The sequence below is a fragment of the Pseudomonas sp. FDAARGOS_380 genome (assembly GCF_002591235.1).
Taxonomy (GTDB): Bacteria; Pseudomonadota; Gammaproteobacteria; order Pseudomonadales; family Pseudomonadaceae; genus Aquipseudomonas; species Aquipseudomonas salmasensis.
Map to the genome: position 1 here is coordinate 152,116 of NZ_CP023969.1, position 26,911 is coordinate 179,026.

Consider the following 26,911-nt stretch of genomic DNA (forward strand, 5'->3'; position numbering starts at 1 on the left):
CCCCAACACTGGGGCAGCCACCAACCTCCCCGCTCTCGGCTACTAAGAGTTGACCAATCATGAAAGCTTTTTATATCAACCAATACGGCAAGAGCAGTGGAAGTATCGGTGAGTTACCTGAACCAAAAGTCGGCGCCAACGACGTTCTCGTTCAAATACACGCTACAAGCATCAATCCACTGGATTTGAAGATCAGAACAGGAGAATTCAAACAGATTCTCCCGTACACCTTTCCTTTGATATTGGGAAATGATTTTGCCGGCGTTGTGGTTCACGTTGGATCAGATGTCCGCCTGTTCAGACCTGGTGACGAAGTCTATGCGCGTCCCCCTCAAGATCGCATCGGAACATTTGCTGAGCTTATTTCTGTTAACCAGGTCGCTTTAGCCATGAAACCTCGCAACGTCAGCATGGAGCAAGCGGCATCGCTGCCTTTAGTCGCGCTGACGGCATGGCAAGTTCTGGTTGAAACTGCCCAGGTTAAGAAAGGCCAAAATGTGCTCATCCACGCAGGGGCAGGAGGCGTGGGTAGCGTTGCCATTCAGCTTGCCAAACATCTCGGCGCTTTCGTTGCGACTACGACAAGCACGTCAAATGTTGAGTGGGTAAAAGCACTTGGGGCCGACATCGTTATTGACTACAACAAACAGGATTTCGAGACCGTCCTTAACGACTATGATGTTGTCCTCAATGGCTTGGATTTGGCTGTTCTCAAAAAGTCGGTCAAGTGCCTCAAGCCGGGCGGTCTGCTCGTATCCATCTCCGGGCCACCTACGCCCGAGTTTGGCGATGCGCAAGGTTTGTCTTGGCCGGTCAAGCAGATCCTGCGCTTGCTTAGTTTCGGGATCCGAAAAGCATCACACGCAGCTAGGGTCAAATACTCATTCGTTTTTATGCGCGCCAACGGCGCACAACTGAAAGAAATTACTTCTTTGGTTGAGTCGGGCGCCATCACACCGGTTATCGACAAAGTCTACCCGTTCGCGTCTATCGCTGACGCACTTACATATGTCGAACAGGGAAGATCCAAAGGGAAAGTAGTGATTACCGTAGCGTAACTCGTGTTTGGTGAGGAGCCAGAAATGGGCCGCAGAAACGTCGAAACATCGGCTTCAGTCGTGGGATCGCCAGATGAAAATCTACCTTCGGAAGGACGCGCCACTCGAGATAGGCTCGCAGAAATTGCAGTAAGCGGTCTTTCCGCTGAAGCCCCTGTCTTGTCTGGCGAAGATGCCAAAGTGCTAAGGCAAACGGCAAATGCTGTTGAGAAACGCTTGAGGGAATTAAGCGGACAGATTGCGAGCGCACCGTTTGTACAAAATGGAGACACTCGAAAAAAGCCTGAATCCAATACCGTCAACAATTCTGCCAACATTGTTTGGCGTGGTTTGATGCTCGATCCGTGATAGCACAGTTTTCCCCGGTGGCAGCAGCCGCTGCGTTTGTTGGCTCAATTAAATCAACATCCCAAGCGGACACAGCTATGAACTACAAAGCGTTCGGCAATACCGGACTGCGTATTTCAGAACTCGCACTCGGCACAGGCAACTTCGGCACTGGCTGGGGCTATGGTGCAGATCCCGCCCCCAGTGCGGCGATCTTCAGCGCCTACGCAGAGGCCGGTGGCAACTTCGTCGATACCGCGGATATCTATCAATTCGGTCAGTCTGAGGAGTTGCTGGGAACTCTGCTTGAAGGACGACGCGACGATTTCGTGCTAGCCACGAAATTCACCAACGGTGCTGCAGCTAACGCGAATAGGCTTGCTACAGGTAACAGCCGTTGTGCCTTAGTGACCTCGGTAGAAGCGAGCCTAAGACGTCTTAAAACCGACCGGATCGACATTTACTGGGCACATCACCCAGATGGTGCAACTCCGGTGGAAGAAATCGTCAGAGGCTTCGAAGATTTGGCACGCGCAGGGAAAATTCTGTACGCCGGTCTATCTAACTTTCCGGCGTGGCGACTTTCCCGAGCGGTCACGTTAGCCGAGCTCACCCATGCGCTACCTATTGCAGCGGCTCAATTCGAACACAGCCTCGTACACCGTGAGCCTGAAACTGACCTTTTCCAGGCCTCTTATGCTGTGGGCCTTGGCATCGTGACGTGGTCTCCCTTAGGGGTGGCATGCTGACCGGCAAATATCGACAAGGTGAAAAAAGTCGCGCCGGAGGTTTCGATGGAAAAGTATTTCAAGCTGAAAATTCCCCTCAGCGCAGCCTGATCTTGGATGCGGTTCTGGAAATTGCAAGTGAAATCGTCGGCAGTGCTGGCCAAGTTGCCATTGCGTGGGCTAGCACACACGGTTCTATTCCAATCATCGGGCCGCGCTCCAAGCAGCAACTTACCGACAACCTGGGTGCGTTGTCCGTAAACCTCACACATGAACAGCTTTGCAAGCTGGATGCGGTAAGCAGTGTAAGCGTACGGCCAATACACCTCTACTTAGGTTGAGCGCCGTATCAGCAAAAGAACCGATTCATATGTGTGAGGTACCGCCTCATGTGCATTGGCGTTGGTACCGACATCTAGTCGGAGACCCTCGTGCCTTGGTGAAACACCATGTGCCAACCATCTTTGTAGGTTTCCCAAACGGAGCTACGCAGTGATAAAGACTCATCGCCATTAGCATTTTGATGACGGCATATGCTAACGCGACACTATCTGCAAGCACACACAGTTTGAAATCCTCGATTGTTCTTTTGATAAAAATCTGGGATTTAAGTCCAGCGATCACCTCCGCTTTTGTCCAGCTTTTGCCGACAGCTCCAAATTCAACGAACTCTTCGGCAAGCAGCTGTTCAAGCAGCCGATCATTTTTTCTCGTTTCCGGCTCTAGCAACAACTGTTCAAATGCTAAAATTTCTAGACGAATATCCATTTCCCTGAACTACCAAGTGTGATTTACATGTGCTTCACAGAGGACAATATATCGTATAAGCTAGATCAGTACACACTGATGGCAGCAACTGGCTGATGTCCTTCGACCGTAATCTTGGTAGGCGAGTTAGCACGTCCTTCAGATCATATTTTCCCTGTGTGGGTGTTGGCAAGCTCCGATCGTCATGAGCATCTGCCAGATGCTGGGCGCTTTTATGCGGTGACCAACCTTTCGACTCGAGGCTTCGCTTACGAGAGATAGGGGATAAGGGGACGCTTGTAATGCCTACAGTGAGAGTTTGGTGGTGAATAGCGAGAATGTGCTGGTGATCCAGGTTCCGGTCAATTGGTCGTAATTCAGAATACAATAGGATTTATATCATGAATAAAGTTGCAATGTTTTTCATCGTTTTGTTTTTGTCCGCCTGTTCCCATTTTCCTGCGTCGGCTCCCAAAGCGGAAAAAGGCAACTACTTTGATGTTTTAGGCGGTGGTTTCTCCGTCGTGATGAAAGATCAGAAATACTTCTACGGAATAAATCTTCTGCGTAAAAAGACCATTCCTGATGGAGCTTACATTGTTGCTACGTTCGAGAATCCTGCTGATAATGCTAGACCACTCGTACAGGAAGGCTTGCTCTCGGCGTTGACTACTTATACCTATAATGGCGCTGCCGCATACGCCATTAAATCTCCATACGTTACGGGAATTATTCCGCATCGCAACTACATCGTTCGTATCAAAATATATGTTGATGCAGGTAAAAGCCAGTTGCTCGAAGAATTGAATCAAGGCATAAACTCGAATCTATTTAGAAATTAAAATTGTCATTTAAGCTGAATATGGAGCTTTTGAAGGCTGGTCGCTAAAAATTAGTGCAACACCTGATCTTTCACTCAACCACCTGGGTCATACCTTTTTGCTAGATCTCGATTAGCGTCCGGTACGCTCTCGCAAAGCCATAGTGACCTTCGCTGAAAGCATCCGAATGTCTTCGTTATGAAAAACCAAGTGGGCTCGATGCGCCTTGGTTTCTACATCACAAGACTCCAGATCCTCAATTCGAAACTGGTACTTGCCCTGATAGGCTGCGGCGATATCAGCTGCTAGGCATCGTGCTGATGCTCCTGGCATAGCAATAGCCCACTCGATGATGTCAGAAAACTCTTCCGCAGCTGACCGAGGCTGCACGCCATAGGCTTCAGCCTGGGCAAATTCGTTAATATGCGTCCGGGCATCACGTCTTGCGTCATAGAGCGGAACTGCCCGCCCTTAGCACCTACACCTGAAAGCCCTAAGGTTATGCGTTACAGATCTTAGGCTCGGAAAGATCGATTCGGTATCCTTTCTTCAAGCAAGGTGTTGCCAACGTACCTCTGCAAGCGCGTCCTTACTATGGCTAAATCCGTCGCTCTCCGACGCTGAACTTATCAAATCGACGATAGAGCCCAACTGTAGTGGTCTAATGAAACCGGACACCCATTTAGGTGACTTGGCCGGACGGGTACTAAGCAGTGTGATTCCTGGTTAGCCTTTGAGGCTATCAGGGTATGAGGCGGATAAGTCTCACGCACGGATCGTTGCTTAGGGTAATGGCAACGTAAACGGAGGCCCGGTAAGGCCTCCGTATTTTGGTCTATGCCGAGCTTTTCAGGTTATGGTCTCGAGCGAAGACCGGAACACTGACCAAATTCGATTTTCGTTTGACGCCTTAAATCAAAACCTGGAGCTAATGCTCGAGGGTGATCAACATCTCAGGGCGCTAACTATCAACGCGACCTCGGGTTTGTAAATCTGCCGATGTCTACTACGCGAGAGTTGCAAAGACAGTTAAACGTGCTCCAAATTTCTCAGTCCATCACGGGGCACAAAAATCCAACCTTCGGAAGGATCGATGGTTGGCGTCGGATGCGCGAGTAAATCTGGTTTATTTTGAAATGACCAACCTATCAAAGCACATGTCAGTGCGTCTTCCAGATCCAAGTGATAAAACTCAGGGCCGGCCTTGAGCTTTTCAATTGGGACACTGCCACCAGAATCTTCGTAGAAAGGCCGACGCATCCCACCAATGCAGGCTGATCGTTTGCATGCGGAAGGGTAAGCCTCAATGGCATGGATATAACGGCCATCTGTCCAGAGCCCGCACCTCTCGATATCTGGTGCGAACAGGGCCAGAAAGTGAATACCCTTGGTCGCCTGACTTCCAATCATGTCCTTGATGGGAGACAAAGGTGATAGCCCTCTTTCAAACAGAAACCGCTCTGTTTCCCTGTGAAGATAGGGATTTGCTGATGAGGAAAGAATTTGACCGGCAGCAACCCTTGAAACAATCAGGTCAGCAAATGCCTTGGAGAATCCAAGCGGCGTATCAATCGCGAACAGCAACCTGCACGAATTTTCGTGATCGATTTTCACTTGGCACAATTCAAGGATCTTGGTGGCCAGCATCTCGGAGCTGGTTGCTTCGTTGAGGGTGTTGCGCAAATTACCCCTCCAAGGAACACCGGCCAGTTCTCTGGCTGAGTCAAGAATCACCAATGCATCCCGGCTTGCTGGATTCTTGTCACAATTCCAGCCCCCCACATCCCATCCAACGTAGTACGTTTGCCTGTCTTTCAACCTGTGCACTCACGTTAAAAATCTTTGGACATCCCTCGCTGAGTCGCTAGGTCTAATTGCACTTAACTGTCCACAGCTCACTGATTTGTGTTGTATATCTCTGGCTGCGCATCTCGCTTTTCATGGCCCACTCCGGGTCGGTGGGCACGCTTGCAGGCCGCAATGTTCCTTTGCCCCAGCGCTGGTTGATGTCATCCAAAACCCCCATGACCTTTGACGTCGCCAAGGGCTGTACTTCACTGAACAAGTCGTCAGTGAATTCGTTGGATTTGCGTAAATCCAACAGATGCACCTCTGCCTTACTGAACCTTATTCCCGGCCTGAAAATCCGCCCCACAGCCTCTGTCGCGTAGCGAACCAACAACCTGACGTCGTTGGTGGGATAAGGGAGATCAACAGTCGCGCCATTGGAATATTTAACCTCGTTGGGGTTAAAGAATCCGGTTCTGATATTCACTCTCATAGTCTTGCATAGCGAATCCTGAAGCCTGAGCTTCTCCGCCGCGCGCTGCACGTAGGTCGCAACAGCTTCCTTTATCGGCTCAACTTCCGTCAGCCGCGCTCCGAAGCTGCGGCTGCAACAGATTTCGTGCTTTGCGGCGTCTGCCTCCAGGGAGTCGAGACAAGAAACTCCCCCAAGTTCACGAGCGGTTTTTTCCAGCACAACGCTGAATTTTTTCCTGAGCAGCCTCGGGTCAGCTTTCGAAAGGTCGAGTGCCGTGTGGATGCCCATTTCCTCAAGTTGAGTACGAAGCTTTCTGCCTATGCCCCAGACCTCGCCCACTGGACTCTTGTGCAACACCCATTGTAGGGTCTTGGGGTCGCAGAGATTGACGACGCCTTTTGTCCTCTCCATGTACTGCTTGGCGACGTGGTTAGCCAGTTTGGCCAGCGTTCTGGTCGGGGCGATGCCAACTCCCACAGGAATGCCGGTACCCTGTCCTACCGCTTTCTGAATTTTCATTCCTAGCTCAGACAGATCTCCAGGCATCCCGGTGAGGTCGGCGAACGCTTCGTCAATACTGTAGATCTCAAGCCTGGGCACCATGGACTCAATGATGGTCATGACCCGCTCGCTGAGGTCGCCGTACAAGGTGTAGTTGCTGCTGAACGTCGCGATGCCGGTTTCATCGAGATAGTCTTTAATTTGGAAGTAAGGCGCGCCCATTTTGACAAAGGGCTTAGCGTCATAGGAACGGGCGATCACACAACCGTCGTTGTTAGACAAAACAACAATCGGTACCTTGGCAAGATCCGGCCTAAACACTCTCTCGCAGCTCGCGTAAAAGCTGTTGCAGTCGATTAAAGCAAACATTTCGTCAGTTCCGGCCATGATCACGCACGCTGTATTGCACCACACCCCAGATCATCAATTCATCCTCATCGGACAGCGTTCTCGTGGGGTAGCTGTCGTTCTCCGGCGCCAGACTCAGCCGTCGACCTTCAAGTCTGAGCCTCTTGCATACAGGCTCAGCGTTGAGCGACGCAACGACTATGTCGCCGTCAACGGCTTCCCTGCTGCGATCAACGATCACAAAGTCGCCGCTGAAAATCCCGGCTTTCTGCATGCTGTCCCCGTCAATCTTGACCAGGAAAACATGAGGTGCTCGAATGTTGAAAAGCTCGTCGAGTGAGATGTGTTTTTCAATGTGATCAGTAGCAGGAGACGGAAATCCAGCGGAGGCAGTTGCGGAAAAAACCGGGATGGGCAACCCTTGCGCCAGTAAGGCACCAACAGCAGTCACACTCATTCTGTACCTCCAGTGGTTCTATGCGTTCTAGGTTACCCAGCGTCACAGCCCGAACTAAGCGTAGTGTTCAGAAAAGTACGCGCAGTGGCTGGAAATGATGCAGTCATCGCAATGAGGGCTGCGTGCAACACAAACCTTCATCCCATGCTGAATTAGCCATTCGTGAGCGTGCTTTTTGTATTTGGAAGGGGTGACTTCGTTGATCACCTTGGTGGTGACATCCGTTGAAGTGGTGTCAACAATCCCTAAACGGTTTAGCAGGCGATGGATGTGCGTATCGACGGCAATTAATGGGGTGTCGAAGATGAAGTTCATGATCAGACTGGAGCACTTGAGACCAATGCCTTGCAGTTGGAGCAATTCCTCTTTTGTGTCTGGAAGCTTGCCGCCGTGTCTGTCGATGATTTGCTTGCACATCATCTTCAGGCTTTTGGTCTTTTTGTTGTAGTGCGCGACAGGCTTGATGATGCTTCGAAGCTCTTCATCATCCAGCGCCAGAAGTTCCTCAAACGTCGCCACCTTCTTGTACAGAGGCACGCACGCAGCCACCACTCTTTTGGTAGTCGTCATGGTCGACAGTGCAGCAGAGACAATGCTTCGGAATGGCGTGCTGGACAGCCCATTGGTCATCCATTCATCGTCACTCTGATCGAACGTCGGGTAGGCGTTACTTAGAGACTTGTAGATAGATGAGATTTCACTTTTTGCGAGCATCTAACAGGCCTCCTGGACAGACTTGTCGGCGGCAGCACGGAAGGAAGCCATCTGCCCAGGGACATATGGATGTATCAGCGGTTTTGCCGGTTCACGAGGAAACTGTTGAATAGGGTCTATTGGCGCTACAAGCTGTACCTGGTAGGAGATGACAAACGTTTCAAGGCGACGATTGTGAGCAGCACACTCGTCGCGCAGCCAATGCAGATCGTCCCTTTGGTTTGACAGCCCTAAAACGCCGACCGCGCTACCCAGCTCGTCGTAAGAAAACTGAGCGGAAGCAATCATTGCGCGAAGGTCACACAGCCCTGAAAGAGAGCTAATTGGCTGTTGGTCAGCCTGTGCGAACGTGAGATCAGCAACCGACGTGCAGCAAGTGGAGTCGCCCGTGAGACCAATATCTGCAGACGCTGACAGTTCTCGTACCAGCGAAGCGAGGGTTCGTGGATGTCGGCAGAAGACCTGGAAGATGATCGCAGCCTCCAGGCGCACGCCAGCTTGGATATTACCGTCTTCGCTCATTAGTGCCTCGGCCTGAGCCGTCACCTTATGGTTGAGCAAGCGCAGAGCGTTCAGCCGGGCCACACACCACTGTTGATACAACGAAGTCGACATACGATCTCTCTCTGTGATTGCAGACATCATCCAGGCGCGCAATTTAGGCCGGTCGTGACCTTCATTTGCCGTTGCAATACCGCTCAGCTTCCAATCCGAGTCGAGTCTGCAAGCGCTGACTGGTCAAGCCTCAGCGCGTTTGTGAAGCTGCTGCAGCATCCGAATGAGGGGCGCAGGCTTCCAGGCGAATTAATAGTACGCTATCGTACCATTAAAATCCATGCGCCTCCGATTCCTTTCGTCGTTTCGTTTGTGATTCGCTGATTAATCGGTATCGGTCAGCCCCTTAACAACCCAGTGCAGTCAGTAAATGGCACACTGTGCAACTCACTTCTTAAGACGGACAGATGGTTTGAAACAAGATCGCGCCACCCCCCCCCCTCCCTCGCCCCGCCCAAGACCAGGTCGTCCGCGCGCTGACCAGGCGGGTGAGGTCGAACGGAGAATTCTTGATGCAGCCACAGCCATTTTTTTGGAGCACGGATTCGGACGTGCCACTCTTGACCAAGTCGCAGAGCAAGCTCACGTGGGCAAGACCACGCTGTACAGCCGATATGCAACCAAGGAGGCGCTGTTTGAAGCTGTGGTGCGCAAGTGCGTAGAGACGTTTCTTCAAGACATGGACACAGGGCCTGCCGAAGGCAACCTGGAAAGAAAATTAGTGCAGGTGGGTACAGCTTTGGCACAAGCCACACTCACCCCTTACGTCATTTCAATCATGCGTATTACCTTGGCCGAAACTGATCGTTTTCCAGAAATCGCTAAAGAGGCGTTTCGAATGGGCTTCGGGGCGTGTGTTCAAAGTGTTGCGGACGCGTTGACTAACGGTGAGGAGCCTTTGAGCGCTGAGCTTGCTTTGGCAATAGGTAGACGATTTGTGGAGCTGGCACTTCATCCTCTCTACTTCCATGCGTTTTTCGGTGACGATCTTGGGATTCTTAACCAGCGAATCTCAAAAGACGTTGCTCAGGTTGCCGGGATGTTGTCGAAGGATGTCGGCCAATCAGTTTTCGACAATCCGATTTAGCTGCCAGCCCCATGAAGGGGTTGGCAACCAGGGCAATCATTACATCTTGATCACGTAGTTTGTGAACCCACCGTAGCGACTGCTGGTATCGTCAACAGCTTCGTTCACTTGCTCAAGGGGATAGACCTTGTGCTCGTAAAATCCAAGATCCAAGAGTCCTGCGCCGGCCATATCAACCATCGTCTGGCTCTGGTGCGTTGTGAACCAGCTTGATCCGATGATTGTGATGTCATTTGAAAGCGCCCAGAACAAGTCCAAGGGAACGTCGCCTTGGACAGCGCCAACATCTACTAACCTACCGCCTCGATTCAGACTTTTGAAACCCTCCACCAAAGGCTCGGCAGGCGCTCCTGGAGCCAAAGCATCCAGCACGATGTCGACACCTTCACCGTCAGTCACTCGCAGGCTCCACTCTTTCACGGACTCCGAACCAGACTCAAGTATCTCGATTCTCCCTAAAGGCCCCATATCGCGAACCTTCTGGAACAAATCCGAGTTTCGAGCTGTGCCAAGGATTTTTTTCACACCAAGCGCCAGGGCCAAGGCCACTGCGCCCAGTCCCAGCGTGCCTGTGATGCCGTTGATGAGAAGAGTTTTGCCGGGGCCTGCATTGGCTCGGATCAAACCGCGATATGCCGTCCCCAGATAGCCCAAGCGAGTTGCAGTTTCGAAATCCACTGCATCAGGCAGTCGAACAAGGCTGTACTGCGGTGCGGGCATGTATTCGCACAGACCACCATAGGGATAATCCTCGAACATCTGCGCGCCATTTTTGCCCAAGCCGAAGTAGCCGTTTAGAACGAAGCTGTCGCACGAAACGGGCTCCCCCACTTGGCAGGCCCTGCACGAGCCGCAGTACCGGCCTGGGTTTACGTAGACTCGGTCTCCAGGTTTGAAGCCATACACTTGTGACCCGACCGATTCGATCACGCCAGTTGCGTCCAAGCCAAAGATAGCGGGAAGTCTCGGCAGCGGCAGCTCGGGTGCCACTTCGTCCCATTCCGCGATCACGTTTTGCAGGTTTTGCACCACACCACACGCGACAACCTTAACCAGCACCTCCGTGGGGCGAATTTCCGGAACGGGCACGCTTTCAATTTCCATGGGCTTGCCGGTGTCATGCAGCCGGGCGGCACGCATTTCAGTAGGTGTCATTTGGATCTCCTGTGCATCATCTGATTCACGCTGAAAGACTGCATGAAATAAAGGTACTGACTCGTACTATTGATGGAGCATCAGGTGACGTTAGGAGTTCAACGGATCTTTAATTTGGACTTTCTCACAACGCGCTCCACCCTTTCACTCGCCCCGGATCAAGGCCTACGACCGATTTAGCAGTGAGACGGCGTGGTGTCGAGAGTGTCGGCCATGAGGTCATTAGAAATGTGCGTGCGAGTGGCTCGCCTTCGTGTGAGAGGTGCCATGGAGATTCTATTCTTGCAAGAAATGCTACCGAGCTTAATTGGATCGAAAAGTGTTGGCATTGCGCCCCCCCCTAGAAACCCGTAATAACAACGGCACGAATAGGTACCGTCATTTACAGACCTGGAGCGCGGTACGAGTTCAAATGGTTTCTAGCGACACCCTGGCCGCTGATTCCACTTCAGTAACCAGACGCGTCCTTGCGATAGATTGGTCACACAACTGAGTTATTTGCCCATCATGCTGGCCGCTTGCTGAGTTGCTTCTGTCGTCCTAGTCGCAAGCTTGCGAACCTCATCTGCAACGACCGCAAAACCTCTGCCCGCCTCACCGGCTCTCGCTGCTTCAATGGCAGCGTTTAGCGCAAGCAGGTTAGTTTGGCTGGCAATACTTTGGATTGTGCTGACAATTTGTGAGAGATTAGCGAGGTTTTCCTCTAGTTCGCGTTGGTGGATGGACTCCGCCTGACGCAACGCATCCTGCTCGTGCTGCAGGTTTACATCGACCAGTGCCCCCACAATTCTCAGCGGTGCACCCGAGGCATCTCGTCGTGTCTGACCTCGGGCTTTGAACCACCGGTACTCACCACTTTTCATCTTCAGTCGGTACTCTAAGTCGAAAGGTGTTTTCCCTGACCGGTCAGTTAAATGAGCGCCAAACGCGTTCAGAGTTCGCGCTTTGTCTTCAGGATGCAATCTGAATGCCCAGCTATCGAGAACATCCGGAAACTCCTCGGCGGTGGCGAAGCCGAGTAATTTCCTGAATTGCGGTGACCACCAAAAAATATTTTTAGGGTTGACGGGATCCCCAGCGATAACCTCCATATCCCAGAGGCCATCTGAGAGCATCTCACGCGCTAGCTCGAACCGTGTGATGATCACGTCATGGATCTGATCCCTTTCAAGCTCTTCGTGAATATCACGTACCGAGCCGGCAACGCGAACAGGCATCCCACGGTCGTTACGCAAAGTTTCACCCTGGGCGTAAAACCATCGATAGCTTCCGTCTTTCATAGCTAGTCGATTTTTGACCTTGTAGGGCGTCTGACCTGACTTGTCATTGAGATGCTTTGCAAAAGCATCCAGCGTTGCCTGTTTGTCATCCGGATGTAAGCGATCAGCCCAACTCGCAAGTACATTTGGGAAGTCACGCTCGTCGTTAAACCCCAAGAGACTTCGAAACTGGGATGACCACCAGAACCTGTTTTTGGGATTTACTGGATCTCCAGCAATGACCTCCATGTCCCACAAGCCTTCGCTAGAGGCCCGGTTGACAAGATCAAATCTAATCTCTTGAGCAGCAGCACTCTCAGAAGCCTCTCTCAAGAGCAAGCGCGCAGATTCAAGTTCGGCCTCTAGGGCGGAGACATGTGCCGCTACTTTGGCTTCGTCATCCTTTAAGACTTTCCAAGCTTCGAGAACTCTCGGCGCTTCAGCGCAACCTGAGACTTGCGGGTCGCCCCCTTCAAGAATGGATGAAATCAGCTGGCTTAGCGCTGCGCGATCACGGCGCCCAAAGAACGATTTCGACATCGAGAAATACTCAATTGGTTTAGGGCCCTCATCTGTGGCTCCTTTCAATTTACATCGGCAGCCTCCCCCAAAACCTTCAGGAAGAATCGTTAGAAAATGTAAATTTAAGACGATTGGTAGGGGGTTCATCTCCGCAAAAGTCCGTCGTGCGTCATGCCACATAGAGCTAGTCAGGACGGTCAGGTTTGGCAGACCGACGGGACAACTGATTACGATTGCAGAGAACCTGAAGCCTGGCTCAGGAAATCGCTACACTAATCTGCATGGTGGTGATAACAGGTGACCCTGAACCCAACTATCTTGTACGCCCCATAATGCCGTCTGAAGATGGTGTGCTAGTGGTGGGGTTTCGACCAAGGATGCGGCAGCAATGGCTCAGAAGCACACGAAGAAGCCCTCCAGGCTTTAGTCATGAGTCATGCGTACTATGTAGGCCTTCAGCTCGCGTGCCTTGCGAGTAACTCTCTTCGGCGAAGCTGAGGAGGGTTCTGAATTGCTACGTTGAGCAGCAGCGGGGTCTAGCAAACTGATCACGTCACGTAAGCTATAGCCATACTCACCAAGCAACCCACGAAGTTTGGTCTCCAACGCCATTTCGACCTTCAAACCAGAGTCATTTTTCATGGCATCAAGCTCGGCGAGCTGGGCAGCGAGCTGTTGTTCGAGCTTTCGGCATTCAGCGAGACGGGACTTTCGAGTTCCTACGAGTTTTGATGAAGCAGTTTTGGTCACCTCATCACCTACATCCAGGCTCTCTTGGATTAAGTTTCGGCTCAATGTGGCTGGATTAAACGTAGCTTTCCAAGAAACAGGGGCGATGGAACAGGCAGACCGGCAGGAGACCGGGGACGTCAAGGCTGACCTTGGCGACATGATGAAAAGGCGTAGCACCATCATTCCGACTCCCCTGGTTCAAGTGTTGGTCAGGGCTTGAAGATATCCATCTGAGAATGGTTGTTACGTACGAGTAGGACGAGAACAGTATGCATCCGGGTATTACGTCTTGTGTGATTAAATCGGTTGCCACTAAAGCAGCACCTGATCGACCTCACTCACCCTCTTCTTCGACAGCCTGGTATGAACACTCTTAGGACACGCATAAGAATCATGCCCATCGCGCCTCGCAGAATGGATCACGCTCATGATCGCAACTGCGTGTCCTCCGCTTCGCAGTAAGCCTGCAAGTCGAGCAGCCAAAGGGAGTTTCACCCCTCGGCTGCTCGCATAACCGTACGTGAAAATCTCGCGTCATACGACTCTTGGCCAAACACTCTACTCATGTAATCAATACCAACGCGCGAACAGCTCCAGATTCTCACTCCAAATTAGACACAGTCAACGCTTCGCTTGACGTGTAAAGATTGTGTACTTGGTCTTCATCCATTTGAGCAGACGCGATTGCAACGCGCTCTACAATCGATAGCTGAACTTCCCATACCAGACAATTCCTGTGATGCGTTCCTTGCCGTTGTCTTTTGGAATACGTTTTTCCCGTACAGGTGGCGAGCAACTAAAAACAATCGGTTTGGATTCGAGCGCTCTGACTCGGGTGCCTCTCGCGGACATGATCGCATTGGCGATATTGAGGTGGTCTGGCGTGATGAAGGAAAGCGGGCCGCACCACTAATGTTCAAATTGTCATTTATTGCACCCTGACAGGGCGACTCAGCGAGCGATTGGCTCCTGCAAGTTCGATGCACGCCAGATACTCGCTGACCTCGGCACGTTTGACGTAGTCAAGAGGTGTAATGCTCACTAACTCTTTGAATTCTCTCTGGAAATGCGATTGATCGCTGAAGCCTAACTCCAAAGCGATATCCAAGGTGCTGGATTTCTGCTTTTCAAGCAGCTTCAGCGCTTCGTAGCACCGGACGATCCGGCTGAATGATTTTGGTGACATTCCCGTGCATTCTTTGAACTGGCGTTGAATCGTGCGTCCAGTGCAAGAAAATCTTCGCTCAAGATCGCTCATCGCAAGACAACCTCGGTGCTGCTTTATCATCGTCAGCAAGCATTCGGTTAGGCCCGCAGCAGGGAGGCGCAGACAGTCCCTGAGGTAACTATCCACGCCGTTGCACAGTTTATCGAATGACTGATGGATAACCATCAGCTCAAGAAATTCCTCAGCCCCGTTCATCGCGTGGCTCAATTCAAACTCTTGGTCTCTGAGTTCACAGGCCGACATCGTAAGAAACGTAGGTGTGTATCCCGAACAGAAGCGCACGCCAAAATATCTATGACCCTGCTGCAGATCGAACTGCCGAACTTTAGCCGGACTTCCGCACACCCGGGCACTAGGATTGTTCCCGTCACAGTCAAATATAATATCTACGCAACCATCAGGTATCGCCAGTGCTCTCGAGTCGGAACGGTCAACGACAAAGCTGTAAAAGTGGGAAATCCGTGGATCAATAGACTCAGCGACACAATAACGCTGCGTAGCATTGAAAACGAACCATGGCTGCTCAAGGCAGAAATTTGAAACTGCGCGCTGCGTGTGCATGCGTTGACCCCCTTGCTCATATGTTGGCAAAAGCACAAACGATGCCAATCCGTATTCGAGGAAGCCGAGCCCGCATGCGTGTCGGAAATCTTCAATACAAGCCCGCCCTCTCCATTTCTTAATAGGCCACAAGCGCCTAGGTCGATGCCTTCGGCCAAGCGCCCCGAATGCCTATAGGGCGATTTCAAGCGAAGCAGGAGAGCTTTCATGAGCAAAACCAAGATCGATTTTATCTATTTGTCTGAGCAAGACATGATTCGCGCCGGGGTCACGGACATGTTGCAGTGCGTTGATACGATGGAAGAAATGTTCGGCCTGCTCTATGCCGGCGACTACCGCATGGCCGGGGCCAACAATGACTCCCATGGCGCAATGATTACCTTTCCCGAAAACTCGCCGTTTCCGAACATGCCCAAGCCAACAATCGAGCGCCGGATGATGGCTATGCCTGCTTATCTGGGAGGCACCTTCGGTACCGCTGGCGTAAAGTGGTACGGTTCCAACATTGAGAACAAAGAGAAAGGTCTGCCACGATCCATTTTGATGTTTACACTCAACGACGCAGACACTGGCGCGCCTTTGGCTCACATGTCTGCAAATTTGCTGTCGGCCTATCGCACCGGCGCAGTCCCCGGCGTCGGCGCTCGGCATCTAGCCCGCAAGGACTCCAAAACCATCGGTTTGCTCGGCCCAGGAGTAATGGGCAAAACGTCGATAGCCGCTTTCATGGCCACCTGTCCACTTATCGATACCATCAAGGTTAAGGGCCGGGGGCAGAAGAGCATCGACGACTTCATCACATGGGTACATGCCACTTATCCGCAGATCACCACCGTCAGCATCGTTGAGTCCATTGAAGAAGTGGTTAGAGACTCCGACATCGTGACCTATTGCAACTCAGGAGAGTTTGGAGACGCATCCAAATACCCTGAGGTGAAGCGCGAGTGGGTCAAGCCAGGCGCTTTCCTCGTGATGCCCGCCCTGTGTCGTATCGACGAAGGTCTGGAGCGTAATGATGTGCGTAAGGTGCTCGATAACACTGGGCTGTACGACGCTTGGTATGAAGAGATGCCCAAACCTGCACACAACCACATTCCTATCATTGGCGTGTACTTCATGGACATGATTGCAGACGGCAAGATGACCCGCGATGAACTGGAAGACATTGGCAAGATAGTCGCTGGCGTCACCCCTGGCCGCGTCCACGATGATGAAATCATCATAATGTCCGTCGGTGGCATGCCCGTAGAAGATGTTGCATGGGGAACAGTGGTGTATCGCAACGCTCTGGAACGCGGCATCGGAGTAAAGCTGAACCTTTGGGAAACGCCGGCGCTACGCTGAGCGTCCCTTGCACAGGGGTGTCCCCGGTGCACTCTTTCTTCGATTATGCGAGCACAGTGAAATGAGCAAATTGATTAAGCTGAAATCTGGTTCGGCCTTCGAGGAAAAGGCCAGCTATTCACGGGCAGTTGCAGTCGATAATTGGGTTTATGTCTCGAACACAGCTGGGCGTCACCCGGTAACGCGGCAGATCCCGGAAGATTTCGTAGAGCAAGCCCTTCAAGTTTTTGAAAACCTAGAAGCAGCCTTGCAAGCGGTTGGCTCTTGCATCGCAGACGTCGTTGTCTCCCGCGTATATATTCAAAACCCTGAAGATATTCCATTGGCGCTGGACGTAATCGGCGCAACCTTCAGAGGGGTTGATCCTGCCATGACTGTTACTTGCCCCCCCCTCGGAGCAGACATTTACAAAATCGAGATCGAGGTTACGGCCTACAGAGGAGCATCCAGGATGGAAGCCGATCTTCGTCGAATCAACAGGTAGCACTCCCTCTCTTCGATAATATTATTTGGAATAAAGGGGAGCGATATGTCGCCCTTGATTTCACCAGTTGAAACACACTCAGAGCTTCCGCACTCCACGATGGTTGTAGTGATTGGTGGAGGAATTGTCGGGCTTAGCGCGGCACTGAGTCTCGCCGAACGGAACATCCCTGTTGTAGTTCTTGAAAAGGGCACGTTATTGGGAGAGCAGTCTTCCCGGAACCTAGGCTGGGTGCGCAAGACCAGCCGTCTGGCTGAAGATATGCCATTGGCGCTCGCCGCTGAGCGATTGTGGGAGGAGATGCCACAGCGTACTGGCCATGATGTGGGCTTTCGGCGCAAAGGCATCATGTTCGCTGCGCGTACTGCTGAGCAATTGTCGACCCATGAGCGATGGCTAGAGTCGGTTAAGGCGTTCGATTTGGACACTCGAATCTTAAGTGGCGAGCAACTGGCTAAGTTAGTCCCAGGTGGAATCGGATCTTGGGCAGGAGCGGTATATACACCATCTGATGCGCGAGCTGAGCCAACACTAGCGGGCAGCGCTATTGCGAGAGGCGCAATGGCGAGGGGGGCCATCATCATTGAACGTTGCGCCGTGCGGTCAATAGTGAAGTCGGCTGGCCGAGTCAGCGGTGTTATCACCGAACGCGGAGAGATTCGATGCGAGCATGTGTTGCTCGCAGCCGGCTTATGGTCACGGCGGTTTATGGGCAATCTAGGCTTAGACCTGCCAACGCTGCCGCTTGTGGCTTCTGTCCTGAAAACCAAGGCCATGCAGGGCCCAACTGAAATCGCAGTAGGTGCGCCGGACTTTTCATTTCGTAAGCATATCGATGGTGGTTACATCATCATGCAGAGAGGCGCATTGGACGCCCCTCTGACGCTTGATCATCTTCTTACCGGTCGACGTTTTTTGCCGCAACTCAGGTCTTCAAGAGGCTACTTGCGCGTGGGGCTAAATCGCTACTTCTTAGATGATCTGCGCTTGGCCCGCCGATGGTCACCCAGTGCTGTTTCGCCATTTGAAAAAGTGCGGACGATGAGTCCTAAGGTAAACGAGTCTTTAAACCAGGAGGCCATGCGCAACCTGATCGGGGCCTGGCCCGCATTTGCGCAAGCTCAAATAGAACAAAGCTGGGCTGGGGTGATCGACGTAACTCCAGATAGCAATCCGGTGATTAGTCCGATTTCAGCGATACCTGGCCTGACCCTTGCCACTGGTTTTTCCGGTCACGGCTTCGGCACATCGCCGGCTGCAGGTTATCTTGCTGCAGACTTGATAACCAATACGTCGCCCATAGTCGATCCAACACCATATCGATACAGCCGCTTCGCATAAAAACTCCAACACTGTGCACATAAAATAACTCGTACTGCCCACAAAGCTACTTATTGCCTGCCAGCACTTTAATTCATTTTTAGCCCCACGTAGCGTTCCGCTACGTGGGCGCGCATTTGGAGGCTTCATGTCGGGATCTCAACATAAACTTGGCTGGCCGATGATCGCTATGCTGGGGGTTTCAATCGTGATCGCTGGGCAATTTTCAGGGTGGAATCTGGGACTTAGCTATGGCTGGAAAAATATGTTGGTCGGCACGGTGGTGATGTTTGCCTTCTACATCGGTTTTCTGCAGCTTGTATCAGAAATGGGCAGCACCTGGCCCAGTGCAGGGGGACTTGCCAAATTTTCCACGCTGGCTTTCGGAAGGCTTCCCGGCGGACTAATAAATGTTTCAATGGCCATCGCATTGATAGCGGGTACGGGCATTGTCAGCGAGTTTATCAGCGCATATGGACAATCTCTGCTTGGACTCGACGGCACGCTCATAAAGGTTTTGCTGTTTTCGGGTGTGCTGTGTCTGCACTTGTATGGAACAAAAGAGTCCATGTGGGTGATCCTAATCGCCGGTTTGATCGCGGTTATGACATTGCTGATTTTCTCAGGAGTCAGCCTGACGCACCTGGACTTACGAAAACTAGCTGATGATGGCTCAGTGCTTTCATTTAGTGGCGTGGTTCAGGCACTACCTTACGCGCTGTGGATGTTCGTAGGAGTCGAGCAGGCTGTCACTGCCTCGGAAGAGGCCCGCAACCCTGTTAGGGATATCCCTAGGGGGTTGATGTTAGCAATCGTTGTGCTAGTCATCACCGCCGCCGGCGTATTGCTTGGTGCTCCAAGTCTTGCTGGTGTGGAGGTACTCAAAAGCGCAGGAGATCCATTGCTTGCCGCTTTAGATGTCGGAGGTTTTTCCGGGCTGCATACGGTGATCGGTTTAGGTGCAATATTTGGGCTGATTGCAAGCTTCTTCTCTTTGTCTTATTCGGCATCTCGTCAGCTCTTCGACCTATCCCGCAACCAGTTTTTCCCTGCTATGTTCGCGCAGAGTACGGAGAGAGGGATCCCGGCAAGGGCGCTCTGGCTGGTCATGGTAATGGGTTTTGGTATCTCCTTCGCCCCGGCTGAAAGCATACTGCTCGCCATGGTCGTGCTTTTCACTGGCGCCTATGCGGTCACCACGCTGGCCTATCTACGCCTGCACCATAAAGAAGGCGCGAAGCATCGTGGGTACACTGCCAAAGGTGGCGTTGCATGCGGCTATGCCACTCTGGGGTTGTCCGCTACTATTTTCTATGCTTGTTTCAGTACCGACCTGATGACGATTTTCGCCATCATTACACTATTTGCCGCGATCATCGTGTACCACCTTGAAGCCCGAAAGAATCATAGTGCTTCGCTCCGCTACCCGTAAAAGCCGCACCCAAGCGCGCAACGGAAAAGATAGTGCTCATCTCGCTAGCCCATGGCGATAAATCAAGTACCGTGAAATGGCCAGCCTCTGATCCGGATGGTTACGATCGAGTTATCAGAGGCCTTGCCCAATGATCCGCATGTACTCCATCGGTATACGATCCGACCCCACAGACATACATGCGGGTACAGGAGATGCGCTGGCCCAAAAGGTTGCCTGTTCGGTGCGGCAAAGCCGCACTGCGCCTAGCTATTTGATCTTAGGGATGTGCTGAGTCAGCGCGCCTGAATGGTGATTATCCGCACGCGCATCTTATGGTTGTTCTTTAGCGCCTGACGGCACAAAGGCGAATGAAATCGATCAGTTGCTGCCGCGTAAATGGCAGCCGGCTTAATCACGCAAGGCATGATGCCCGGGCGCAGACCTGTCTCTGCCCTACATGTCAGCCTTAACTGCTCCGCTTCGCTTCAAATTGAGCGCTACCAATCCGTCGTCACCAATGATCAGCACGCCAGCAACGTGAAGCGCGAGCACATCAACAATCCGCCTTGGTGACGTTGATGATGATATCACTGGTAATTCTCCGGCTTCCTGCCAGGCACCTAAAACGCTTGCATGTACTGTCTGAATACCTGCTTGGATCCTGTGAGAGCATTAGAACGATGCCAGCGCGCGACCAAATGGAAACTCATAATAGGTCAGATGTGGCCACTTCATCGAAGCCTTGCCCCAAAGCTTTGATGATCCACTTGAGATCATAATTTGCAGGACGTTTTCTTAGGCGACTTGGGGGCATGGACGTCATTGAACTACTTACTCAGCGTGGATTTTCAATGGAGGGCGTCGGCTGTCCATGGTGAATCTCTACAGAGCGGCATCAGACCTGATTGTGAAATGGCCCTGAGCGACTGTGAGCACTGCTATGTCGTGATTGGCGAGTGGTTCCATACACCTAGACTACTCGAGATGTTAGGCGCGACTAAGCCCAAACTATTCAAGGTTGGCAGGCTGCACAGAGTAGATCCTTCACTAGGCTCGCAGTAACGCCCGAATGCAATTAGGAAAGCCGGCACCCGAAGCGAGCTGAACGAGGGCAATTGACACTAACCAGTGGGTGCAGGCTGACTTTAGTAAAGTCAGCTGACTGAGCTTTTGGACATCGCGCGCGAGACCATAATGATCTTGCGCGTCGAATTGACAGTGGGTCTCTTTGAGCATTTAGACCCCCACAGCTGCATCCAGCGGCTGTCCTGGGGGGGGGGCCGTTCTTCGATCACGCGGGCTCAGTTGATGACGAATCGTAGTGGCCGGTGAGCAGCACGTAGAAGAGGGTCTCGGACACGAGTCGCATTGGTTCAAGTGGGCAAACGGTACCCGTCCGGCGCGCGTAAATCTTCTTGCCACGCGCAGGAACCGGCGGCTCGATAAGTTTCGCCACGGTTAGATCCACACCGCACACAATGCGGCTTGGATCCACCGTTAACCTATTTGCTGCGGATGAACTCTTAGAAGTCAATCATGACTTTCATGGCCTTTTCATCTGCGGCATGTTTAAACACATCATAGGCCTTGGGCAGCTCGGAAAATCCAAAGCTATGAGTGGCGAGCTTTTCCATCGGTAGTTTGCCGGAGCAGCAAGTTTTGAGGAGCATGCTGGTGGTGTTGGCGTTTACGAGGCCGGTTGTGATGGTGAGATTCTTGATCCAGAGCTTCTCCAACGCAAATTGCACGGGCTTGCCATGCACACCCACATTCGCAATGTGTCCACCTTCTTTGACGACGTGTTGGCAAATATTCCAAGTGGCTTCTAGGCCAACAGCCTCAATCGCGCAATCCACTCCGCGACCTTCGGTAATCTCTAGCACGCGGGCGATAGCATCTTCCTGGGCGGAGTTAATAGTGTGAGTTGCGCCAAGTTCGCGAGCCATGGCCAAACGGTTGTCATCCATGTCGATGACAATGATGCTAGAAGGGGAATACAGCTGAGCGGTGAGTACACAACCCATGCCAACGGGCCCAGCGCCAATGACGGCGATGGTATCGCCCGGCTGAACATTGCCGTATTGCACACCGATTTCATGTGCGGTTGGTAGGGCGTCAGAAAGTAAAACGGCAACATCTTCGTTGAGGGCTTCTGGCAGGAGGTACAGCGAATTGTCTGCAAAGGGAGTGCGCACAAATTCTGCCTGAGTGCCGTCGATCATGTAGCCCATGATCCACCCGCCGCCATTGCGACAGTGGGCGTATAGTTGCTTTTGGCAGTTCTCACAAATGCCGCACCGGCTCACGCAGGAGATAATGACCTTGTCGCCTTTTTTGAATTTACCTACGGCATCGCCTATTTCTTCAACGACGCCGATGCCTTCGTGACCCAAAATGCGACCATTAAAGCTTCCTGTTTTATCTTTTGCCGCTTGCTCAATCTCGGGATTTTTACCTTTCCATATGCCAAGATCCGTACCGCAAATGGTGGTTTTCGTCATGCGGATTATCGCATCAGTGGGTGCAAGCAATTTTGGCTTTTCGCGCTCTTCCAAACGAATGTCGCCTTCACCGTAATAAACCATCGCTTTCATGGAAAAAACCCAAATAAAGAATGTGAGCGTGTTTTATAGGGTCAAATCAAAACGATTGTCAAACTACTCCCGCTTAAAACCGCTAAGCCGATTATGTGGCGAGAGCGACGGCCTCTATCCCTCGATATAACTAAAACACATAAAAAAGCGCAAGTAGTCTCTCAAGTTGTTTTAACAGGCTTTTTTTGATTTCGCGCCAGGGCTTCTTATCAAATAATCGGACAGGCCGTGCGTTTTTCCTGCACGAAATCTGCACGGACACACGCCGTTTCACCGTAGGCGTCTGCCCTACAAATCTTGCTCAATGTTCAGCGTTTGACTGAAAGTAGAAAATCGGGAGCGGCCAGCGAACAACCTCGCATAGATCAGACAAGCATTCATTGATGCGGCAGCAGTTACTCAATCTCAGTTGCTCGCTGCGTCAGCAGCCGCGCAAGCACGTTTTTTGAGATAAGCACACTGGTCATGTCCATTGATTCATTCTGACTGGATCAGGTTCATGATCGCAGCAACTCGCTTGCCTCTGCCCAGCGATCCAGCAAGTCGAGCTAGCCGAAAGGCGCTTCACCCTTCGGCTAGCTGACAGAGCCAGACGTGAAAGTCTTCGCCCTATGGCGCTTAGCCGAGTCAGTGCGTTATTTATGACCTGCTGCGGGCATTCCACAAAATCGACTCCTTACTGGTGCCCAAACTCAAGCATCCTTTGGGTCGCCCCCTTGGAGGGCTTGACTTTAGATGCTTGAGGTGTTCGTGAGGCTTTAGTCACATCTCTCGACCGACTGAACCATAACGCCCTTTTTAGTCGTGCCTGCGCACACAGGTGTGGCACGACCCATTGATTTCTCTAGAGATTTATGACTCAAAATAACAATTCTGTTGGTATAGAATTGCAGTCATTGACAGCACATCGGATAGCACCTAAATGCGTAGAAAGTATCTGCGAAACTGGGCGGCGCTAGGCGCGATAATCTATGCCATTTCAGTTATCGCGTTTTCTGCCTATTTCGCTGTCCGCAGTGGCACTGAAAGAGCGCGCGATGATTTGAGCGATGTTGCGGATGAGGTCATTCGTCGCTCTGTAACCACCCAATCGCAAGTCGATGAGGTAGTAACTGCCCAACGTACAGCAGGCTTGGCGCCCTGTTCGCCTGACCACGTTGCCCTGATGCGACGCCTTTTGCTCAATGCTAGTTATCTGAAAGACCTCGCGTACATCAAGGGCGACGACGTGCTGTGTTCTGCGCTGTATCTATCCACCGCCCCCATACATCTGGGGCCTGCCAGCCACACAACCGGTACCGGAGGCCGACGCTGGAATCGATTGATTTTACCTAATGCCCCTGACACAACCTTTGTTATCAACGAGCGAGATGGATATGCCGCGATCATCACCCCAAGTCTTGTTCTCGATGTCGAGGATGACAAACCTGATGTTTCTATCACCCACTTTCGCAACGTCAACCAAAACGTGGTGCGCTCAAGAGGTACGTTCAAGTCCGAGTGGCTGATCAACTACATTGGGCAACCGACGTCATTTTTTGATACTGACTATTTGGTCACTATCAAACTCAGCAGTGATGGCGACTCTTCGGTCTTAGCGGCAATGCCCAAGGCGCGTGTCAATCAGATGGTTCTTGCAGCCATACCGACTTATTTAGTAGCAGGCATCTTGGCAGGTGTAGGTGGTGCCATTCTGCTCTGCGCATTTGCACGTCAAAGACTGTCATTCAGATCTCAGATCCTAGACGGCCTCAAGAAGGGAGAATTTTTTCTGCTTTATCAACCAGTCATGAACTTGGGGACAGGCGGATGTGTTGGGGCTGAGGCTCTCCTTCGCTGGAATCAGCCCGAAAGAGGTATCATTAGTCCGGATATTTTCATCCCAGCCGCAGAATCCAAGGGACTAATGAAGAAAATTACCGAACGAGTCATTGAAATTGTGCGCGAGGACGCGACGCAGCTCTTCAAAGACTGCCCAAGCGCTCATATAGCCATCAACGTTTCAGCCGAAGACATACATTCCAAGGAGATCGAACAACAACTTCTCGAGCTCATCCGCGTGACAGCCGCCCGTCCTAAAAACATCATGATCGAGGTCACCGAGCGTGGTTTGATCGTGCCCGACAAGGCTAAAAAAGTGTTGGAGTCGATCCGTGCGAATGGCTTTAAAATTGCAATCGACGATTTTGGGATGGGTAATTCGAGCCTGTCGTATCTGTCTACTTACGATCTCGACTTTTTGAAGATTGATAAAGCGTTTGTGAGCGAGATAGGCAGCAATCGCGTTAGCAAGCCGCTGCTGTTCAACATCATAGAGATTGGCCGCTCTCAGGGATTACAGATGATTGCTGAGGGGGTCGAGACTAAGGAGCAACGTGACGTCTTGGTGGATGCTGGGGTTCACTTTGCCCAAGGCTGGTTTTTTGCCAAGCCCATGCCTATCAACGATTTTAGGAACTTCCTGTGCAACCGCCGGGGGCTGGCTCAAGGTGATACTCAGCCTAAGGATGACCATTTTCATCTTTAAGGTAAGCTACGCAGCCACTTGTTGCATTTTTGCTCCAGGGACGGTCTGTAGTGGACATCGATTTTGGATGCGCTCGTGGCCCGAGGCTCAAAAAAACCAGCTCGGTCAGATGAACATACTTTTCCAGCATTTAACTCATCTATTTTCATTCGAGCAGCACCTTTCCAAACCGTTTTTCCGTACCTCAGAGTAAGCGGTAGGGATAACAGTTACCTGCTAACGCAGCGTGCAAGTGAAATCGCCGAGTTGTTGCCGCATAACTGGGTGCCGTTGCGCAACCTGTGATCCCCGTTCAATTACATAGATCATTCAGCTTAATCCGGGTCAGTCACGGCGCTGACTAGAAGCGTCATGCGAAGGACGACACACACGCAAACCGCAGTGGCGCACTGGTTTCTAACTACCAAGTCTTTTCGGAGGGGCGCCACGCAAGCAGCTTCAAGCCTGCACAGCGATACCGGCTTTGCTTTGGAACATGGCGGTGTCGGCTTTGAAAATCAGATCGTCCAGACCTTCGCCATCTTCCGGATACCACGCCACCCCTAGGCTGGCGCTGACCTTGATCTGGCTGTTTTTCCATGGAATGGGCAGGTCGACGGACTTGCAGATTTCATGGGTGATGCGCTGGATATCGCCACTGTGATGCGCGCCGTCGAGCAGCACTACGAATTCGTCACCTCCCATGCGCGCGGCTATTTCAAACTCGCGAATACTGGATTTGATAGCCGTGGCTACGTGGATCAGGATGGCATCGCCTGCCTGGTGGCCAAAACGATCATTGATCTGCTTGAAATGATTCAAGTCGATATAGCACAGGGCTAGATGTTCTCCACGGATCTTTGCGGCCAGCAACTTCTGACTTGCAAAGGGAATAAAACTATTGCGATTGGGTAAGCCAGTCAGGCTGTCATAGAAGGCCAGTTTGTGTACTTCCTCTTCGGCGAGTTTGCGCAACTTGATCTCGTTGCGCAGATGGCGCTGGGCATTTAAAAGAACCAGAGCAAACATAAAGACAAGCACACAGCCAATACTGATCAGCACAATGGTCTTGCGCAGCCGCTCGACCAGTTGAGGCGGGTTTGGATCGTAAATGAAGTTTTCCAGACCGGCGATATTGTCGACCATACCCAGTTCGAGAAAGGTTTCAGCCATTCGTTGCCAACGCCCTGGGTTCATATGACCGATCTCTATCAGGTCAGATACCACCAGCGGACGCATGGCCTCAGCTTCGAATTGCAAGTGGGCGCGACTTTTCTTCACCGAATACTGATTGAGCAGCAGGTCTATGATTTGCTCGGGGTTATCCATCGCGTAACGCCAGCCGCGCAAGGTAGCGCGGCGGAAGGCCTCGACCCGCTGTGGATTTTCGTCAATCTCGGCCTGGCTGGTGAACAGGATGTCGCTGTAGAAGTCGATCCCATAACTGGCGGGCGAGATGATGTTGTAATCAACGCCCCGCTCTTGCAGGTAGAAGGGCTCGTTGGTCAGGTACGAGTTGAACGCCGCCACCTTACCGCTGGCTAGATCCCCAATTTGAAAGCTGCTGGGTAGAAGTTGCAGTTTTTCGAGGGGTATACCCTCGCTACGGAACATCGCCAGAAAATCAGCATCGGTCTGTGCATCCATCAACATCAGCGGCTTGCTGATCAGATCGTGCACAGTGCGAATACCTTGGTCTGTGCGAGCCACGAGCACGGAAGGCGAATGCTGAAAAATCACCGCCAGCGCTACCAAGGGCTTTCCATGCAGGCGTGCGTAGAGCAATTCACTATTGGCTTCGCCATATTGGGCACGCCCAGAGAGCACTTCTTCGACTGGTGTGACACTGGGGCCACCTTCGTGCAAGCGCACGTCCAGTCCTTCTTCGCGGTAATAGCCCTTTGCGATGGCTGCATAGTAGCCCGCGAACTGGAACTGATGTTTCCAACGTAGCTGTACATCAATCACCTGTTCGGCGCCATTCTGTTGAGCGCCAGGAACCGCCCACGCAGCCTGACCCCAGACCAGCACAAAACAAAGCAGTCGACGCAGTCGAACAAGGAGAAGTCTCTCCGGCGCGCCTGGCGTGTTAGAACAGCAACAGAGGCTGGGCATGGTGATAGTCCGTGAATCGCGGTTATTGTTGAGCATGCAGGCGAGGTGCATCATTGTGACATCACTCATGC

19 protein-coding genes and 6 pseudogenes are annotated in these 26,911 nt (G+C 51.9%); 11 read left to right on the forward strand and 14 right to left on the reverse strand.

The window, feature by feature from the left end; all coding sequences use genetic code 11:
* The first annotated feature begins 59 nt into the window (after window positions 1-59).
* From CRN80_RS00715 to CRN80_RS00720, 3 genes and pseudogenes are all read left to right on the forward strand, one after another.
* Entirely contained in the window at window positions 60-1,058 is a 999-nt protein-coding gene (locus CRN80_RS00715; protein ID WP_098949332.1) for an NADP-dependent oxidoreductase, read from the forward strand.
* Window positions 1,059-1,082: 24 nt separating this feature from the next.
* A complete protein-coding gene (locus CRN80_RS30310; RefSeq protein ID WP_138183479.1) occupies window positions 1,083-1,406 on the forward strand; it encodes a hypothetical protein in 324 nt (107 codons plus the stop codon).
* Window positions 1,407-1,483: 77 nt separating this feature from the next.
* A pseudogene (locus CRN80_RS00720) lies at window positions 1,484-2,454 on the forward strand (aldo/keto reductase).
* 46 nt (window positions 2,455-2,500) lie between these two features.
* Here CRN80_RS00720 and CRN80_RS00725 read toward each other — a convergent pair.
* Window positions 2,501-2,881: a nuclear transport factor 2 family protein gene (locus CRN80_RS00725; RefSeq protein WP_178081012.1), complete on the reverse strand. Its 381-nt coding sequence runs from the start codon at window positions 2,879-2,881 to the stop codon at window positions 2,501-2,503.
* A gap of 380 nt (window positions 2,882-3,261) precedes the next feature.
* Here CRN80_RS00725 and CRN80_RS00730 point away from each other — a divergent pair, with 380 nt between their 5' ends.
* Window positions 3,262-3,702, forward strand: coding sequence for a hypothetical protein (locus CRN80_RS00730; RefSeq protein WP_098949333.1), 441 nt, complete (start codon window positions 3,262-3,264; stop codon window positions 3,700-3,702).
* 1,008 nt (window positions 3,703-4,710) lie between these two features.
* On the opposite strand, the gene CRN80_RS00735 is transcribed toward CRN80_RS00730, so the two are convergent.
* The 5 genes from CRN80_RS00735 to CRN80_RS00755 all read right to left on the reverse strand — a co-directional run bounded on the left by CRN80_RS00735 (window position 4,711) and on the right by CRN80_RS00755 (window position 8,579).
* Window positions 4,711-5,364 carry a hypothetical protein gene (locus CRN80_RS00735; RefSeq protein ID WP_256588638.1) on the reverse strand — a complete coding sequence of 218 codons (654 nt, stop codon included), beginning with the start codon at window positions 5,362-5,364 and terminating at the stop codon, window positions 4,711-4,713.
* 187 nt (window positions 5,365-5,551) lie between these two features.
* Window positions 5,552-6,832, reverse strand: a complete 1,281-nt coding sequence (gene umuC / locus CRN80_RS00740; protein ID WP_098949335.1) for a translesion error-prone DNA polymerase V subunit UmuC — start codon at window positions 6,830-6,832, stop codon at window positions 5,552-5,554.
* Window positions 6,819-7,250, reverse strand: a complete 432-nt coding sequence (locus CRN80_RS00745) for a LexA family transcriptional regulator (RefSeq protein ID WP_098949336.1) — start codon at window positions 7,248-7,250, stop codon at window positions 6,819-6,821. The genes umuC and CRN80_RS00745 overlap by 14 nt, the downstream gene beginning before the upstream one ends.
* 54 nt (window positions 7,251-7,304) lie before the next feature.
* The gene (gene nth / locus CRN80_RS00750; RefSeq protein ID WP_098949337.1) at window positions 7,305-7,964 is read right to left on the reverse strand and encodes an endonuclease III; all 660 of its coding nucleotides are present in this window, start codon (window positions 7,962-7,964) and stop codon (window positions 7,305-7,307) included.
* Window positions 7,965-8,579 carry a hypothetical protein gene (locus CRN80_RS00755; RefSeq protein ID WP_138183480.1) on the reverse strand — a complete coding sequence of 205 codons (615 nt, stop codon included), beginning with the start codon at window positions 8,577-8,579 and terminating at the stop codon, window positions 7,965-7,967.
* Window positions 8,580-8,889: 310 nt separating this feature from the next.
* Between CRN80_RS00755 and CRN80_RS32020 the strand changes: the two are divergent.
* Both CRN80_RS32020 and CRN80_RS00760 read left to right on the forward strand, forming a co-directional pair.
* Window positions 8,890-9,105, forward strand: a pseudogene (locus CRN80_RS32020) (hypothetical protein); the annotation flags it as partial.
* The gene (locus CRN80_RS00760) at window positions 9,106-9,606 is read left to right on the forward strand and encodes a TetR/AcrR family transcriptional regulator (RefSeq protein ID WP_256588642.1); all 501 of its coding nucleotides are present in this window, start codon (window positions 9,106-9,108) and stop codon (window positions 9,604-9,606) included.
* Between the two features lie 39 nt (window positions 9,607-9,645).
* On the opposite strand, the gene CRN80_RS00765 is transcribed toward CRN80_RS00760, so the two are convergent.
* The 6 genes and pseudogenes from CRN80_RS00765 to CRN80_RS00780 form a co-directional block, all read right to left on the reverse strand.
* On the reverse strand, window positions 9,646-10,761 hold the full coding sequence (locus CRN80_RS00765; RefSeq protein WP_098949340.1) for an alcohol dehydrogenase catalytic domain-containing protein: 1,116 nt from the start codon (window positions 10,759-10,761) through the stop codon (window positions 9,646-9,648).
* 206 nt (window positions 10,762-10,967) lie between these two features.
* Window positions 10,968-11,090: pseudogene (locus tag CRN80_RS31400) on the reverse strand (alkene reductase); the annotation flags it as partial.
* Between the two features lie 198 nt (window positions 11,091-11,288).
* Window positions 11,289-11,468, reverse strand: a pseudogene (locus CRN80_RS32025) (methyl-accepting chemotaxis protein); the annotation flags it as partial.
* A gap of 117 nt (window positions 11,469-11,585) precedes the next feature.
* Window positions 11,586-12,722: pseudogene (locus tag CRN80_RS31965) on the reverse strand (PAS domain-containing protein); the annotation flags it as partial.
* 267 nt (window positions 12,723-12,989) lie between these two features.
* Window positions 12,990-13,292 (reverse strand): annotated as a pseudogene (locus tag CRN80_RS00775) (histone-like nucleoid-structuring protein, MvaT/MvaU family); the annotation flags it as partial.
* A gap of 910 nt (window positions 13,293-14,202) precedes the next feature.
* Complete coding sequence (locus CRN80_RS00780) at window positions 14,203-15,063, reverse strand: AraC family transcriptional regulator (RefSeq protein WP_098949342.1); 861 nt, start codon at window positions 15,061-15,063, stop codon at window positions 14,203-14,205.
* 207 nt (window positions 15,064-15,270) lie between these two features.
* Here CRN80_RS00780 and CRN80_RS00785 point away from each other — a divergent pair, with 207 nt between their 5' ends.
* The 4 genes from CRN80_RS00785 (at window position 15,271) to CRN80_RS00800 (ending at window position 19,643) form a co-directional block, all read left to right on the forward strand.
* Entirely contained in the window at window positions 15,271-16,407 is a 1,137-nt protein-coding gene (locus CRN80_RS00785) for a tyramine oxidase subunit B (protein ID WP_098949343.1), read from the forward strand.
* 61 nt (window positions 16,408-16,468) lie between these two features.
* On the forward strand, window positions 16,469-16,891 hold the full coding sequence (locus CRN80_RS00790; protein WP_098949344.1) for a RidA family protein: 423 nt from the start codon (window positions 16,469-16,471) through the stop codon (window positions 16,889-16,891).
* A gap of 45 nt (window positions 16,892-16,936) precedes the next feature.
* A complete protein-coding gene (locus tag CRN80_RS00795; RefSeq protein WP_098949345.1) occupies window positions 16,937-18,232 on the forward strand; it encodes an FAD-binding oxidoreductase in 1,296 nt (431 codons plus the stop codon).
* Between the two features lie 127 nt (window positions 18,233-18,359).
* Window positions 18,360-19,643, forward strand: a complete 1,284-nt coding sequence (locus CRN80_RS00800) for an amino acid permease (RefSeq protein ID WP_098949346.1) — start codon at window positions 18,360-18,362, stop codon at window positions 19,641-19,643.
* A 1,505-nt stretch (window positions 19,644-21,148) separates the two neighbouring features.
* On the opposite strand, the gene CRN80_RS00810 is transcribed toward CRN80_RS00800, so the two are convergent.
* Window positions 21,149-22,219: a zinc-dependent alcohol dehydrogenase family protein gene (locus tag CRN80_RS00810; RefSeq protein ID WP_098949348.1), complete on the reverse strand. Its 1,071-nt coding sequence runs from the start codon at window positions 22,217-22,219 to the stop codon at window positions 21,149-21,151.
* Window positions 22,220-23,141: 922 nt separating this feature from the next.
* On the opposite strand from CRN80_RS00810, the gene CRN80_RS00815 reads away from it, so the two are divergent.
* A complete protein-coding gene (locus CRN80_RS00815; protein ID WP_098949349.1) occupies window positions 23,142-24,746 on the forward strand; it encodes an EAL domain-containing protein in 1,605 nt (534 codons plus the stop codon).
* A gap of 438 nt (window positions 24,747-25,184) precedes the next feature.
* Here the strand turns inward: CRN80_RS00815 and CRN80_RS00820 are convergent, their stop codons facing one another.
* The gene (locus CRN80_RS00820) at window positions 25,185-26,909 is read right to left on the reverse strand and encodes a GGDEF domain-containing protein (RefSeq protein WP_256588643.1); all 1,725 of its coding nucleotides are present in this window, start codon (window positions 26,907-26,909) and stop codon (window positions 25,185-25,187) included.
* Window positions 26,910-26,911 lie beyond the last annotated feature (2 nt).

Coding starts and splice junctions, on each gene's coding strand:
- CRN80_RS00800 (WP_098949346.1), top strand. CDS start 18,360: ATGTCGGGATCTCAACATAAACTTGGCTGGCCGATGATCGCTATGCTG.
- CRN80_RS00815 (WP_098949349.1), top strand. CDS start 23,142: ATGCGTAGAAAGTATCTGCGAAACTGGGCGGCGCTAGGCGCGATAATC.
- CRN80_RS00730 (WP_098949333.1), top strand. CDS start 3,262: ATGAATAAAGTTGCAATGTTTTTCATCGTTTTGTTTTTGTCCGCCTGT.
- CRN80_RS00715 (WP_098949332.1), top strand. CDS start 60: ATGAAAGCTTTTTATATCAACCAATACGGCAAGAGCAGTGGAAGTATC.
- CRN80_RS00820 (WP_256588643.1), bottom strand. CDS start 26,909: ATGAGTGATGTCACAATGATGCACCTCGCCTGCATGCTCAACAATAAC.
- CRN80_RS00755 (WP_138183480.1), bottom strand. CDS start 8,579: ATGTCGACTTCGTTGTATCAACAGTGGTGTGTGGCCCGGCTGAACGCT.
- CRN80_RS00785 (WP_098949343.1), top strand. CDS start 15,271: ATGAGCAAAACCAAGATCGATTTTATCTATTTGTCTGAGCAAGACATG.
- CRN80_RS00745 (WP_098949336.1), bottom strand. CDS start 7,250: ATGAGTGTGACTGCTGTTGGTGCCTTACTGGCGCAAGGGTTGCCCATC.
- nth (WP_098949337.1), bottom strand. CDS start 7,964: ATGCTCGCAAAAAGTGAAATCTCATCTATCTACAAGTCTCTAAGTAAC.
- umuC (WP_098949335.1), bottom strand. CDS start 6,832: ATGGCCGGAACTGACGAAATGTTTGCTTTAATCGACTGCAACAGCTTT.
- CRN80_RS30310 (WP_138183479.1), top strand. CDS start 1,083: ATGGGCCGCAGAAACGTCGAAACATCGGCTTCAGTCGTGGGATCGCCA.
- CRN80_RS00795 (WP_098949345.1), top strand. CDS start 16,937: ATGTCGCCCTTGATTTCACCAGTTGAAACACACTCAGAGCTTCCGCAC.
- CRN80_RS00725 (WP_178081012.1), bottom strand. CDS start 2,881: ATGGATATTCGTCTAGAAATTTTAGCATTTGAACAGTTGTTGCTAGAG.
- CRN80_RS00780 (WP_098949342.1), bottom strand. CDS start 15,063: ATGCACACGCAGCGCGCAGTTTCAAATTTCTGCCTTGAGCAGCCATGG.
- CRN80_RS00810 (WP_098949348.1), bottom strand. CDS start 22,219: ATGAAAGCGATGGTTTATTACGGTGAAGGCGACATTCGTTTGGAAGAG.
- CRN80_RS00790 (WP_098949344.1), top strand. CDS start 16,469: ATGAGCAAATTGATTAAGCTGAAATCTGGTTCGGCCTTCGAGGAAAAG.
- CRN80_RS00765 (WP_098949340.1), bottom strand. CDS start 10,761: ATGACACCTACTGAAATGCGTGCCGCCCGGCTGCATGACACCGGCAAG.